12 protein-coding genes are annotated in these 13,835 nt (G+C 58.4%); 6 read left to right on the top strand and 6 right to left on the bottom strand.

Annotated features, from left to right (window positions below; translation table 11 throughout):
- The first annotated feature begins 1 nt into the window (after position 1).
- Genes J3T95_RS08725 through J3T95_RS08710 form a run of 4 tightly spaced genes read left to right on the top strand, consistent with a single transcriptional unit; the run spans position 2 to position 3,896 of the window.
- Positions 2-1,288, top strand: a complete 1,287-nt coding sequence (locus tag J3T95_RS08725; RefSeq protein ID WP_267451138.1) for an ABC transporter permease — start codon at positions 2-4, stop codon at positions 1,286-1,288.
- Between the two features lie 16 nt (positions 1,289-1,304).
- A complete protein-coding gene (locus J3T95_RS08720; RefSeq protein WP_267451147.1) occupies positions 1,305-2,471 on the top strand; it encodes an ABC transporter permease in 1,167 nt (388 codons plus the stop codon).
- 44 nt (positions 2,472-2,515) lie between these two features.
- Positions 2,516-3,343, top strand: a complete 828-nt coding sequence (locus tag J3T95_RS08715) for an ABC transporter ATP-binding protein (RefSeq protein ID WP_267451146.1) — start codon at positions 2,516-2,518, stop codon at positions 3,341-3,343.
- A 1-nt stretch (position 3,344) separates the two neighbouring features.
- On the top strand, positions 3,345-3,896 hold the full coding sequence (locus J3T95_RS08710) for an FMN-binding protein (RefSeq protein WP_267451137.1): 552 nt from the start codon (positions 3,345-3,347) through the stop codon (positions 3,894-3,896).
- 76 nt (positions 3,897-3,972) lie between these two features.
- Here J3T95_RS08710 and J3T95_RS08705 read toward each other — a convergent pair whose 3' ends face one another.
- Positions 3,973-5,262, bottom strand: a complete 1,290-nt coding sequence (locus J3T95_RS08705) for a class I SAM-dependent methyltransferase (RefSeq protein WP_267400830.1) — start codon at positions 5,260-5,262, stop codon at positions 3,973-3,975.
- A 191-nt stretch (positions 5,263-5,453) separates the two neighbouring features.
- On the opposite strand from J3T95_RS08705, the gene J3T95_RS08700 reads away from it, so the two are divergent.
- Positions 5,454-5,855 carry a DUF4186 domain-containing protein gene (locus tag J3T95_RS08700; RefSeq protein WP_267451136.1) on the top strand — a complete coding sequence of 134 codons (402 nt, stop codon included), beginning with the start codon at positions 5,454-5,456 and terminating at the stop codon, positions 5,853-5,855.
- Positions 5,856-5,897: 42 nt separating this feature from the next.
- Here the strand turns inward: J3T95_RS08700 and J3T95_RS08695 are convergent, their stop codons facing one another.
- From J3T95_RS08695 to J3T95_RS08680, 4 genes are all read right to left on the bottom strand, one after another.
- Positions 5,898-6,521, bottom strand: a complete 624-nt coding sequence (locus J3T95_RS08695) for a TetR/AcrR family transcriptional regulator (RefSeq protein ID WP_267451135.1) — start codon at positions 6,519-6,521, stop codon at positions 5,898-5,900.
- A 117-nt stretch (positions 6,522-6,638) separates the two neighbouring features.
- Positions 6,639-7,469 carry a carbohydrate ABC transporter permease gene (locus J3T95_RS08690; protein WP_267451134.1) on the bottom strand — a complete coding sequence of 277 codons (831 nt, stop codon included), beginning with the start codon at positions 7,467-7,469 and terminating at the stop codon, positions 6,639-6,641.
- On the bottom strand, positions 7,469-8,374 hold the full coding sequence (locus tag J3T95_RS08685; protein WP_267451133.1) for a carbohydrate ABC transporter permease: 906 nt from the start codon (positions 8,372-8,374) through the stop codon (positions 7,469-7,471). The genes J3T95_RS08690 and J3T95_RS08685 overlap by 1 nt, the downstream gene beginning before the upstream one ends.
- Positions 8,375-8,409: 35 nt before the next feature.
- Positions 8,410-9,723, bottom strand: a complete 1,314-nt coding sequence (locus J3T95_RS08680; protein ID WP_267451132.1) for an extracellular solute-binding protein — start codon at positions 9,721-9,723, stop codon at positions 8,410-8,412.
- Positions 9,724-9,873: 150 nt separating this feature from the next.
- Here J3T95_RS08680 and J3T95_RS08675 point away from each other — a divergent pair, with 150 nt between their 5' ends.
- A complete protein-coding gene (locus tag J3T95_RS08675; RefSeq protein WP_267451131.1) occupies positions 9,874-11,832 on the top strand; it encodes a right-handed parallel beta-helix repeat-containing protein in 1,959 nt (652 codons plus the stop codon).
- A gap of 266 nt (positions 11,833-12,098) precedes the next feature.
- Here J3T95_RS08675 and J3T95_RS08670 read toward each other — a convergent pair whose 3' ends face one another.
- On the bottom strand, positions 12,099-13,757 hold the full coding sequence (locus J3T95_RS08670; RefSeq protein WP_267451130.1) for an MFS transporter: 1,659 nt from the start codon (positions 13,755-13,757) through the stop codon (positions 12,099-12,101).
- Positions 13,758-13,835 lie beyond the last annotated feature (78 nt).

Here is a 13,835-nt window from a genome sequence, read left to right as displayed (position 1 = left end):
TATGTTCTTCATGCGAATGATGCTGCGGTCATTCAGCCGCCAGTTCGGGCGAAGAATGCTCATCGCCGTCACGGTCTGCCTGTCGGCCTGCGTGGCTACGGCTATGCTGGGAGTGGTCTTCGATGTAGGTGACAAGCTCAACGCAGAACTGTCCACTTACGGATCCAACATCACGGTCCAGGCCAAGGCGGATGCTGTGGTCTCTGACCTCTATGGCGACCAGTCAACGCCAACCGCCTTCCTCAAGGAGTCCCAAGTGCCCAGGATCAAGACCATCTTCTGGGCCTACAACATCACCGACTTTGCCCCCCGTCTGGATCTTCGCGGCACCGTGGACCAGGTCGGCGCTCCCCTGGTGGGCACCTGGTTCGGCCGGACCGTCAAGGTCGATAGCGGCGAGAGCAGCGCCGTAGGTTTGAAAGGTCTTCGGCCCTGGTGGAAGGTTCAAGGTCGCTGGCCCAAGGACGAGGCTGGGTCCGCCGGCAGGACCGAGGCCATGATGGGCAAAGAGCTGGCCGCACGACTGGGTGGCCGTCAGGTTGGCGACCAGGTCAAGGTGGGTCTGGATGGTAAACAACAGACTGTCACCATTGTGGGCATCTTCGACTCCGGTGATTCTGATGCCTCCTCCCTCTACCTGCCCACCCGGCCGTTGCAGGAGATGTCCGGCCTGACCGATCAGATCGACCAAGTGGAGGTCAAGGCCCTGACCACGCCCGAGAACGACCTGGCCCGCAAGGCCGCACGAAACCCTGCTGCCCTCTCCCAGGACGAGTGGGAGACCTGGTACTGCACGGCCTACCCCTCATCCATCGCCTACCAGATCGAGGAGGCCATCCCCGGGTCCATGGCCAAGCAGGTCAGACAGGTGGCAGCTCTGCAGGGCGACGTTCTGCAGAAGACTCAGGCAGTCATGATCCTGATGACTGTGCTCAGCCTGCTGGCGGCGGCCATCGCCGTGGCCAATCTGATGGCGTCATCCATAAGCGAGCGGTCTTCGGAGTTCGCCCTGCTCAAGGCCTTGGGCGCCACCGATGGGGCCGTGTCCAGACTGGTGCTGGCCGAAACGGCCTTGATCGCCCTGGTTGGGGCTCTGGTCGGCGTCCTGCTGGGCTCTGGCGTGGCTCAGATCGTAGGCAGGGTGGTCTTCGGCTCGGGCATTACCATGAGGCCCATGGTCTTCGTGCTGGTCTTCGTGCTGCTGGCCCTGACCGTGCTGCTGGCGTCCATCTCGTCCATCAGATCGATTCTGCGGCTTCGGCCGGCGGAGGTGCTTCATGGCCGCTGATCGCCATAAGAGCCATATGACCAACACCCGCATGTTCCTGACCATGCTTTTCGGGGCCGTCTTCCGCCGTCGGGGCCGGGCCCTGATGGCCGTGGTGGCTTCTCTGGTGGGTGCCGCCACCCTCTTCTGCCTGGCGGCGGTCTGCATCGAGGCCCCTAGACAGATCAACCAGGAGATGCGCTCCTACGGGGCCAACCTGGTCGTCTCGCCCATCCAGGGGGGCAATAGGTCCGGGGCCGGCATTGAACAGGGCATGGTGGACCACACCACCCATATGGTGACCGCCAAGGCTCCGGCACAGTACGCTACTTATCGATATGAGACGGTGCAGGTCAATGCCGGCGCCCGCGTGATGGCCGGCATCCACCCAGACCAGGTGCGCCAGCTCAACCGTCACTGGAGCGTGGAAGGAGCTTGGCCGAAGCCTGGTTCGGTCATGGTGGGGCGGGATCTGGCAGATTCGCTGGGGCTGACCACTGGCAAACCAATAACTATTGGTTATCCGGCCGGGCAGTCCACCTTCACAGGCAAAGCCGGGGGGCAGGGTCGTGATTTTCGCGTGGGTGGCATTGTCGATACTGGCGGCCCCGAGGATCGCATTATCTACGCCGACCTGTCCGATCTGGAGCTCCTGACCGGGGCCAGGCGGGGTACCGATGTGATCGAATACTCGGTCAACACCATGACCTCAGGTCTGAAAGCCATCGCTGCTAGCATCAACGACATGACCTCCATGGGGGTCAAGGCCCGGCCGGTCGCCAGGATCACAGCAGGCGACAGCCATACCATCGCCATGCTCCAGTCGCTCTTCTGGCTGGTTTCAGTGGTGGTGCTGGCCCTGACCTTTGTGGGCGTGGGGACCACCATGGCTTCCATTGTTTCTCAGCGGCGCAGCGAGATCGGTCTGCGCAAGGCCCTGGGTGCCTCCTCGCGGGGGATAGCCATGGAGTTTCTGGCTGAGTCGGCCTGCTACGGGTTGGCTGGAGGCCTGATCGGCACCGCTTTGGGCTATGGCTTTGCCCGACTGCTCTGCCTGTCGGTCTTCCAGCGGCCGCTGGGCTTCAACTGGTGGCTGGCCTTGGGCACGGTCCTGCTGAGCGTGGCCATATCCATGATTGCATCTATCCGGCCGGTCCTCCGGGCTTCGCGTATCGACCCGGCCCTAGTTCTGAGGGAGGAATGACAATGACGCAGGCAAAGGCGAGCGAGTCCCAGTCAGGCGGCGGCATGCTGCTGGACCTGGACCATGTATCCAAGATCTACGGCGATCTGCATGCCTTGGATGATCTGAACCTGAGCGTCCCGCAAGGTCAGTGGCTGGCCGTAGTGGGGTCTTCCGGCTCAGGCAAGACCACGCTGATGAACATTCTGGGCTGCATGGATACGCCCAGCCGCGGCTCGGTCCGTCTGCAGGGGCGGCCGCTGGAGGATCTGAGCCAGTCCCAGCTGGCCGATGTGCGCAAGAACGTGATCGGCCTGGTCTTCCAGAAGTTCTACCTGGTCCCGCATCTGACTGCCCTGGAGAATGTCATGGTGGCCCAGTACTACCACTCGGTGGTGGATGAGGACCAGGCCCTGAAGGCCTTGGACCGGGTGGGTCTGGCGGATCGAGCCCGCCACCTGCCCAGCCAGCTTTCGGGCGGCGAGCAGCAACGGGTCTGCGTGGCCCGGGCGCTGATCAATGAGCCCAAGCTGATTCTGGCTGACGAGCCCACTGGCAACCTGGACGAGGCCAATGAGCGGATCGTGCTGGACCTCTTTAGGCAATTGCATGACCAAGGAACCTCCCTGATCGTGGTCACGCACGATGCTCTGGTGGCCTCATGCGCCCAGCGGGAGATCATGCTCAACCACGGGGTGCTGGCCGGTGAGCAGTGGAATGATGAGGAGGCCAAGCAGGCCTACCTGGCAGCCGGAGGCCGGCCGGCCTTCAGCGGGGCTCCTGGCGACATCGGTGACCAGGATATTCCCGTGGGCTTCCATGACCCCACTAAAATGGCCAAGACAGGTGGGTCTCTGCCGGGATCGGCCGCTGAGTCAGAAGGAGAACGCTGAGATGGCCACAAGCAAGTCTCGGGGGCTGGTCACGGCCTCGGCAACATTGGCGACCCTGGTGGCGGTCGGCTCCCTCCTAGGCGGCTGCGGAAGCCAGCAGGCCAAGCCCATGGACGACGAGTTCGCCGGATCAAACGCAGAGTCCAGTTCTGCTCCAGGGTCAGCGGAAGGATCCGGTGCGGCAGGCGAGGGCAAGCCCACGGCCGTCTCCCGCGATGGACTGCCGACCGCTCCGGCTGATACGGGCAACTATCACGACGGCACTTACGCTCTGACGGGCAAGTACGGGCGTGATGGGGCTGAAAGCATCGATGTAGATCTGGACCTGTCGGGAGGCCAGGTGAGCCGGGTCCAGATTCAGGGGCATTCGGACTCGCCCATTTCGCGCGGTCATATGGAACGCTTCGCTCGGGCTGTGCCTGGAGTGGTCCAAGGGCGCCCGCTCAAGGACCTCAAAGTGGACAAGGTGGCTGGAGCCAGCTGGACCTCGGATGCCTTCAACAAAGCCCTGGATCTGGCCCGGCTGGAGGCTTCGGCGGACAGGTCATCCTGAAAACCGGGCTGTACGGTGGCGGAAACAAAAAGGGGTGAGGATTCGACTCCTCGCCCCTTTTCAGCAGGCCCTTATACTACCGATCCCACCATGGCCGCAGGGGGTAGGTGTCCGTGCCGGTCTCAGGATCGGGCTTGATGCACTGGAACTGGTGTATCTGAATGTTGTCGAGCTCGAAGTTGAGCCGCGCGCCGGCCATGTACAGGCCCCAGAGCCTCGCCTTGGGCGCGCCCACCATAGGCTTGGCCTGGTCCCAATGCTCCTGGAGGTTCTCAGTCCAGTGCTTGAGGGTCAGCGCATAGTGCTGACGCAGGTTCTCCTGGGTGATGACCTCGAAGCCGGTATCCTGGATGGCCAGTTCGATCTCGGCTGGGCTGGCCAGCTCGCCGTCGGGGAAGATGTAGCGGTCGATGAACCCGCCCGCCCGCTTGTGGTCGTGGGAGTTGGTGCGGGTGATCTGGTGGTTGAGCAGGATGCCGCCTGGACGAAGCTTGTCCATCATCTCCTTGAAGTAGGAGGGGTACTGCTTGTAACCCACATGCTCCATCATGCCGATGGAGCAGATCCCGTCGAAGCCGGACTCGGGCACGTCGCGGTAGTCCATCAGCCTGACCTCGGCCAGATCCTGCAGACCCTCCTGGCGGATCCAGTTCTGGGCCCATTCGACCTGCTCCTCAGCCAGAGTCACGCCGATGACGTGGATGCCGCGGCGGGCGGCCGCGATCTCCATGGAGCCCCAGCCGCAGCCCACATCCAGCAGACGGTCGCCCTTGTTCAGGCGCATCTTGTCCAGGACCATGTTGAGCTTATGCCACTGAGCGTCCTCCAGGCTGTCGTCCTCCTTCTCGAAGACAGCACAGGTGTAGGTCATGGAGGAGCCCAGGAAGAGCCGGTAGAAGTCGTTGGACTGGTCGTAGTGGTAGCTGACCGTGGCTGCGTCGCCCCGGCGGGTATGGGGGCGGATGCCCTCGGTCAGTCGTTTGGCCAGGGAAGGCCCCTCAATGGCGGGTGGCTCGGGTACACGCACTCCATGTGAGAAGACGGCCCCAGCTGCCCGGGCCAGATCCAGCTTGCTGGGGTGCTTGACGAAGTGCTTGAGGCCCATCAGTTCCTTGAGGACTTGGTAGGGGTTGCCTGGCAGCAGCTCGGGAGAATCCAGGTCGCCTTGCAGGTAGGCCCGAGCCAGACCCAGATCATTTGGATTTTCCGCGATGTAGTACATGGCACGGGAATTCTTGACTTCCAGATGCAGCGGCGCTTGCTCTTGCCCGAAGACCGACCCGTCGAAGGCGGTCACCTGCACAGGTGCGTCAGGGGTGAGGAAGAGCCCGATCATTTCGGCTACAGTCATCTTGCTTTTGGCCATGAAGCCCCCTTGTTCGTGACCCGGACATGACGGATCATGGCGGGTCGGATAGTTGATGAATATAGGTACTGTCTTCACCCTACCCCCGACACTGGTCCCCGTTGGTGCCATGTTCGGTGAATTATTCCGCATGGGAAACCTTGCCTGGGTACAGACTCTTTGGTAAGGCTGAACATGGAGGCGAGCAGGGAATGACCAGCAGCGGATCAGCGTCAGTTGGAGCAGATGAGGCCTGGATTCAGGACACTCTTGCCAGATTGGAGCATTCGCGTTTCCGCGCTGGATTCTCTCTATCGGCCAGGGATCGCGCTTACGCCCGCGCCAAGGGCAGGAATACCATCGACCGCCACGCCCATGAGATGCTGGCCAAGCGCGTGGGGCCTGCCCACCCTTTGAAGGATGGCAAGCAGACCCCCTACCGCGGGCATCCGGTCTTCACGGCCCAGCATGCCACGGCCACCTGCTGCCGCGGGTGCATCGAGCGCTGGCATCGCATCCCGCGCGGCCGGGCTCTGACCGATGCAGAGGTTGATGCCCTGGCCAGTCTGGTCATGGCCTGGATCGAGCGGGATCTGGTCAATCATCCGGCTTGATGCTGATGTTGCGATGTTTCTGCCGCTAATCACGGCTATGGGTCAGTCGGGAATGATGATGTTGATGAAGCGTTTCCATTCATCAACAAAATCCATGGTTTTACCGCCTGTCAGCCACCGCAGCTGGAGCCCGTCCATGGCACTGAGCGTTTGCAAGGCTATTCGATCGGGGTTCTCAAGCCCGTCCCTCTTGGCAACGTAAGCATACTCGTGAAGAACTTTCTGCTCACGATCAAGAAAGAACTGGTGGGCGGGATGGTTGTCTTCCAGGGATTCGCCTTGAAGGACGATATATAGACTGACCAATTGCGGTCGGGAGACGTTCGCCTCCACAGTTGCAGTGGTCAGGGTCTTGAGACTGAAATTACCGTGGTATCCCAGTCCATCTGAAATATCGGTTTCTTCACTGACACCAAGGCGTTTGGCGACGGCTTCTGCGTTGATGCTGTCGGCATATTCCAGAGTTTTGACGAGAAGTTCCTCTTTGGATTTGAAGTAGTACAGAAGCCCTGCCTCAGTTACTCCTTCAGCTTCCGCCACATCACGTATAGTAAAACCCCAGAAACCGAACTTCGAAATACAGGCGATGGTTGATTTCAGAATGCTTGTCCTGCGTTGATCGGCCGACATTCGCGGTGACGAAGTAGAACGCTTTCGCCTATTCATTTGTCATCCTTCTGAGAAAGTCGACGTGTACCAACAGCATTGTATCCGTATCCAATTTACTTGATGCATCTACTTATATCAGGATAATCCGTCCTTTCAGCTGCGCTACCTTTAGAATTATTTGCTGAACCCTGCTGTTAAGCCTGCAACCATCTGTTTGCGGCCAAAGATGTAGGCCGTCAGGATCGGCAGCACCGAAACAACCACTGCTGCCAGTATTCCTGGTGTATCTACGGTGAACTGTCCCTGGAAAAGCCAGAGCGAAAGGGGTATTACGCGGTTATCTGCCGACTGGGTCAGAATTAACGGGAAGAGAAAACCGTTCCAGACATTCAGGCCATCATAGATAGCCACTGTAATGATTGCGGGCCTGACCATCGGGACGGCGAGCTTCGTCATGGTCATGAACTCACTGGCCCCGTCCACTGACATGGCCTCGAAGAGAGACTGGGGTATGTCTCTCAGAAAGTTGGTCAATATCATTACCGAGATGGGGATCGCAAAGGCCGCTGACGGCAGGATCAAGGCCCACAAAGTGTCATAGAGGCCGATGCGGATAATGAGGTAATACACCGGGATGATCACGGCCTGCATGGGAATGGCCAGGCCGGTGATGATGAACTTGTAGATCCGCCTGGACCACTTGTCGTTTCTGCGCACGATCATGTAAGCCACCATGAAAGTGACCAGCAGAATTATGGCTACGGTTACGACCGTGACGAAGACCGAATTCCAGATGTATTTGAGGAAGTGATTCTGGAAGACTCTTCGATATGCGTCAAAAGTAACATGGCTTGGCAACGAAAGCGGGTTTTGGGAAAACAGATCGTTCTGATTCCGGACCGATGTTACCAACATATAGTATACGGGCACCACAACGACGGCTAGCCAGATCCAGCCCAGGAGTCCTCCGACGATGTTGATTTGCTTTCCTTTGATCCTGATCATCAGACTCCCTCCATCTGGCTTTCCATCTTGTCGGAACCCGATAGCTTGTTGAGCAGGAGCGATATGACAATGCCCATGACGAGGATGATGACCCCCACGACGCTCGCTCCACCCATGTCATAGCTCTTGAAACCTTTGAGATACATGTCCAAGGGAAGAATGCGCGTGGCATTTCCCGGCCCGCCTGCGGTCATGACATAGACCAGATCGAAATAGGTCAGCGATCCCACAATCATCAGGGTCGAATCGGTGGCAAAGGTATATTTGATCTGCGGTAGGGTGATGGAGAAGAACTGGCGTGCAGTCCCTGCTCCATCTAGCATAGCTGCCTCATACAGGCTTTGGGGTATCTGCCGTACAGCACCCTGATAGAGCAACGAATGCAATGGTATGAAGCACCAGGAAACCACAACGATCAGGGTCCAGAGGGCGGTGTTGGGATCGCCCAGCCAGTTGTGCGCGAGCCACTTCCACCCAAAAGCCTTCCCAAGGCCGAATTGTGGATCCAGAAGGTTCTTGAAGGCTATGGCGACCGCAGTGGACGAGAAGAGGAGCGGAATGAAGTAGAATACCGACAGGAAAGCCCTATACCGCTGCTTTCCTGCCATAAAGACACCCAAAAGGATACAGATGGGGGTTTGCACCAGCCAGCTGACAACGGTGAGTATCACAGTGAGCTTCAGACCATTGAGTACCAGCGGGTCATGGAGCATTCTGATCCAGTTGCCAATGCCATTCCATGTAACCGCCCCCAGTCCGTCCCAGTTGGTCAGGGACAGGATGACCACACCTACTAGGGGAATTGCCGCGAATAGACCGAACAGCAGCAGGGCCGGCAAAGCATACCATAATGATGGCCCCTTGTGCAGGGTCTTCTCCATGCTCCTTTGACGTGTTTTCCTCATAGCGCTCCTCTCATAGCTTGTTTGTACCTTGGGAGCTATTTGATCGTTTTATTCATCGCCGAAACGAACTGATCAGGAGACATGGTGTTCAGGAACACTTGTTCCAGATTGTTCAGTATGGCCTGGCCCTGTTCAGAGGGAAGTGCAACATCCCAGGAGAGCTGATAGTTCGGAGCCTTTTTTACGGCCTGGTATAGCCAGGGGTAGTAGCCTGAACCATCGTCAGCAGCTTTGATCTTGGATTCGATGTTCTTCACCGGAGGGACCTGCCCCTGTTTGAGCATGGCATCGACCATGGTAGCGGAATAGTTCTTGGTCTTAATGAAGTCTACGAAGGTCTTCTTCTGTTCCTTGCTGGCCTTTGATGAAAGCTGCCAGTAACTGGACAGATTTCCTGTCAGGTCATTGGGGTCGCCCTTGCCGTCCTCGACGGTCGGAAAGGGGGCGTAGCCCAGATCCTTGGAGGTGAAGTCCTTGCTGATGCTGATCAGGTCCGAATACACCCAAGACCCCATGAGTTCAAAGCCCGCCTGCCCAGTGGTGATGAGTGCAGTGTCTTTCCGGTCATCGGCGGTCAATGACTGGTAGGAATCGCCGAAAGCGCCTGCCCTGACCAGCTCCTGAATCATCGTCATGGCTTTGGTCACCGCAGGATCGCTCCAGGAGTCTTTCTTACCCTTGAGCACATTGTCGAAGACTTCAGGGCTTCCGATGCGGTCGACAAGGTACGCAGCCCACATCAGGTATGGCCACTTGCTGCCACCCGCCAGCGAGATAGGTGTCTTGCCTGCGGCTTTCAGTGCTGAGACATCAGCGATCAGTTCGTCCCATGTCTTTGGGGCCGAGCCGATGCCCGCCTCCTTGAGCACTTTCTTGTTGTAGAACAGCAGAACAGGCTGGGCCTGTCCTGTGGGTACGGCATAGAGCTTGCCGTCTCGGAAACCTTCCGCCGAAACCGAATCAAGCACCTTACTCTGAATATCGGTCTTGAGCTCGGGAGTCAGATCGATGATTGCCTTGCTCTTGGTGTAGTCGGTCAGCGGCGACCCTCCCCAACTGGGGAAGAAAGTAGGGGCGTTGCCTGAGCCGACTGCGGTGCGAATTTTCTCCTTGTATGCGTCATTGGCAAAGCTTTCTTCGCTGATCTGGGCATCCTTGTGGTTCTTGTTCCATTCCTTGAAGGCATCCTTTACGGGGTCCCAGGGTGCGTCCGTCATAGCCCAGGTCGTCACATTGGCGCCTTCCGCCTTGCTGCCCGACGAGCTTCCGGGCTTGGAACCGCAGGCGCAGGCTCCTAGTAGCATGGCCGTGGATGCTATGGCTGCAATGAGTTTGCCCGATTGTTTCATGTCAGTCTCCTCTTTGAGTCCTATCTTCTCTTCGGTTTGGCTGAATCCCGAGGGCTTCCGTCGTCGGGAGTCGATGATTACTATATACTTAGTAATTACTAAGTGCAAATTAGTCGATTGATTTAATTCCTGTATCTTCAAGGAGGAAAAATGAGATCAGACACTGGGAGCCGCGTTCTGCATGTGAAGGAAGGTTCTGGTGACTGCGGCGATGGCAGCCGGGAAAGGCCTTTTCGCAGCATTCAGCAGGCAGCCGATGTGGCTCTGGCCGGCGATGTGGTCATGGTGCATGCTGGCACATACAGGGAAAGCGTGAATCCAATCAACGGTGGAAAGGATCGGTATACCCGGATTACCTATACCGCCGCTCCGGGCGAACATCCGGTGATAAAGGGTTCAGAGCTTGTCAGCTGCTGGCAGGACCGTGGGAATTCAGTGTGGACGGCCGAAATCGACAACAGCTTGTTCGGAAGCTTCAACCCCTTTGCGACCCCCCTCAAAGGTGACTGGCTGGAACGGCCGAGTACATGGAATATGTCTCTCGGCGAGGTCTATATCAATGGGAAGTCGATGTACCAGGCTTCGGATGTGGAGTCAGTGCACAATCCCCAAGTGCGAAAGACCGGTTTCGGACCCGACTGGGTCAAGGAGGAGGAGCCAGTGGCCCATCCAGAGGATACGGTCTATCAGTGGTATGCGCAGGTCGGGGATCGGACAACCTGTATTTGGGCGAATTTTCAAGGGTGTGATCCGAACGCCAGTCTAGTGGAGATCAATGTGCGACCGACCTGCTTCTACCCACTGCGTACCGGCATCAACTACATAACAGTGACTGGATTCGAGATGGCCCAGGCTGCCTGCCAGTGGGCTCCCCCCACTGGTGACCAGCAGGGTTTGATCGGCACTCACTGGTCAAAGGGATGGGTCATTGAGGGAAATGATCTGCACGATGCCAGGTGCAGTGCAGTTTCTCTGGGCAAGGACTGGTCCACTGGTGACAGCGAATCCACCCGGTGGGGGTATAAGCCCGGGTATCAGACGCAATTGGAGACGGTTTTTCGCGCTCGCCATGCCGGGTGGGATATGGAGACCGTCGGTTCGCATCTCGTGCGCAATAACCATATCCACGACTGTGGCCAGAATGGAGTCGTAGGGCACCTGGGTTGCATCCGTTCAGTGATTGCGGACAATGACATCCATGATATTGGCAATAAACATGAATTCTTCGGCCATGAGATAGCCGGAATCAAACTGCATACCGCAATTGATGTGATTATCCGGCATAATCACATCCATGGTTCCACACTGGGAATCTGGCTGGATTGGGAAGCCCAGGGGACGCGGGTGAGTTCGAATGTTTTCAATGACAATATCCGGGATTTCATGATTGAAGTCACTCACGGCCCTTGTCTGGTCGACAACAATGTGTTCGCCTCGGCATACAATCTGGACAATGTGGCACAGGGTACCGCCTTTGTGCACAACCTGTTCTTCGGGTCCACCCAGCGCCGCGATGTCCTTGACCGGTTCACCCCCTACCATTTGCCACATTCGACCACCGTCGCCGGTACGGCCTGTGTCTATGGAGGTGACGACCGGATCTATCAGAACATATTCGTGGGAGGAGAGGCCTATCTGCCTGGGGTGACTACCAGGGGAACAGAGACCTATGAGGGTTGCCCAGGCAGCATGGACGAATACCGGGAACTGGTTCATGCTCATGGTCCCGGGGACCTTGAGCTTTTCGAACGAGTGAAGCAGCCTGCCTATATCGACCGCAACGTCTATCTCAATGGTGCACAGCCATGCTCTCAGGATATAGATGCCTGCAAAGTTCAGGATAATCCGAGATTCAAAGTCGTAACAGATCGCGACGGATCTGTTTGGCTGGATGGGGAATTACCTGAGGCCATGTTCCACATGAGTTGCCGCATTGTCGATACCGCTATGTTGGGAGCGCCGCGCATATCCGAAGAACGTTATGAGGCCCCAGATGGCAACCCAATTGCCGTAGATAGGGACCTGACTGGCGTCGTTCGTGTGGACGCCCCGGTACCTGGCCCTCTGGAGGGGCTGATGCCAGGGAAGAATCACGTGCGGCTTATGTAGGAGTTGAATCACGGATGGCCTAAAGCCGGGAAGAGTGGATGGAAGTTTCTTCGAACTCCATCCACTCTTCCCGTTTGGATACCGAGGGATGTCGTCATGGGCTGAAAGGCGCAAAGGCCTCGAATCTGGATGTTGGCGATGACTTACCCGGTGGCTGGAATAACGCCACCTTCCTCGGCGCATCAGCTGAGGCAGCATGTCAGGTTCACGAAGTGCTATGACTTTGCGGTTTTCGTTGAGGGTTCAGCATCCTTCGGTTGTTTTACCTAATGGGCTTTCTTGTCTCCGGAGCGGGGAATGCCCAGAAGTTTGCGCGTTTCGGCAGCCAGCTTTTTTGGCGTCTTACGCACTCCGCTCTCTTCGGCATCCTTGATGATGGTCTTCACGTCCAGGTCGGGGTTGCGGTCCTGGGTTGCCACCAAGTCGCGTGCCTCCTGTCGGTTGAGCACAGTAGGCAAGGTGCCGGGCATGGGGCGCCGGGCGGTCTCCGCCAGGAAGAGCACGGTAACAAGACCGCAGGTCGAGGTGAACATGATCCAGTAGGCAGGTGCCAGGGACTTGCCAGTCGCGGTCACCAGCCCTTCCATGATGACAGGCGCGGTGCCGCCGAAGACGGCTACGGCCAGGTTGTAGGACAGTCCCATGCCGCCGTAACGGGAAGCAGTGGGGAAGAGTGCCGGCAGGGTGGAGGCCAGATTGGCCACGAAGAAGATGACCGGGATGGCCAGCAGGACCAGTCCGCCGAAGACGGCACCTGTAGTCTCATGCTCCAGCAGTCGGAAGGCCGGCAGGGACAGACAGAGTCCGGTGATCGCCCCCATGAACAGCACCTTCTTGCGGCCAAAGCGATCGGAAAGGGCTCCGGTAATGGGGATGCAACAGGCCACCATAAGCAGGACCGGCAGGGAGAGCAGGTTGGCCTGGGCCGTGTTGTAGTGCAGGGTGCCCGACAGGTAGGTGGGCATGTAGGCGGTCAGCGTATAGCTCAGGGTGTTGGCCGCTGCCACCAGGATGAAGGCCATGAGCAGCTCCCGCCAATAGCCCCGGATCAGATCCAACAGGCCCTTGTGCTGGCTCTTGGTCTTCTCGTCGCTGGCATCCTGAGCTTGGCGGAAGGCGGGCGTGTCCTGGACCTTGGCCCGGAAGTAGACCGCGATGGCGGCCAGTGGGAGAGCGATGATGAAGGGGATGCGCCAGCCCCAGGCCAGCATGGCCTGAGGGGAAATGGAGAATTCCAGCAGGGAGACCAAAGCAGCCCCGAAAGCGTAGCCCAAGTAGGATCCTACATCCAGCAGGGAAGCGAAAAAGCCGCGATGCCGGTCAGGTGAGTATTCGGTGACCATGGTCGAGGCGCCCGCGTACTCGCCGCCTGTAGAGAACCCTTGGATCAGTTTGAGCAGGATGAGCAGGATGGGTGCCAGGGGACCGACGGCCGCATAGCTGGGCAGGAGGCCGATCAGCAGGGTGGCTGCTGACATGCTCAGCAGGGTGAAGGCCAGGATGCGCTGGCGGCCGACCTTGTCGCCCAGCTGGCCCAGGACCACGCCACCCAGGGGACGGGCGATGAAGGTGACAGCGAAGACGCCCAAAGAGAAGAGCCGTTGCACGGCATCGGATGCGTTGGATAGGAAGACGCGGCCGATGGTGACTGCCAGGTAGCCGTAGACCCCCACGTCGTACCATTCCATAAAGTTACCGACTACGGTGCCGGCGATGGCCCGCTTGAGGGTGGATCTGTCCACCACGTTGATGTCGGTCAGGTGCAGGCGCTCGCTCCAGCCCCGATGCTGCCGGGGGTTCTGTTTGCGGGCCTTGCGTTTTGCTGCGGCCTGCTGTTTTTTGATCTGCTTGGCTGTGTGCTTATCGCGCCGTTTCTGCTCGTGCTGACCGCTGTCCGCGGCCGAAATTATATCGTCCTCTGCCATTATTCCTTCTCCGGCCACCAGGCCGTTGTTCGTCTTTTCCGCCTTGTGATTTCCCTGTCTGCCTCTTCCTTTAGCGGT

Source organism: Bifidobacterium sp. B4079, assembly GCF_026537385.1.
Classification (GTDB): domain Bacteria; phylum Actinomycetota; class Actinomycetes; order Actinomycetales; family Bifidobacteriaceae; genus Bombiscardovia; species Bombiscardovia asteroides_I.
The sequence above is the reverse complement of the archived record's forward strand: the minus strand, read 5'-3'. Positions and strand labels throughout refer to the sequence as shown.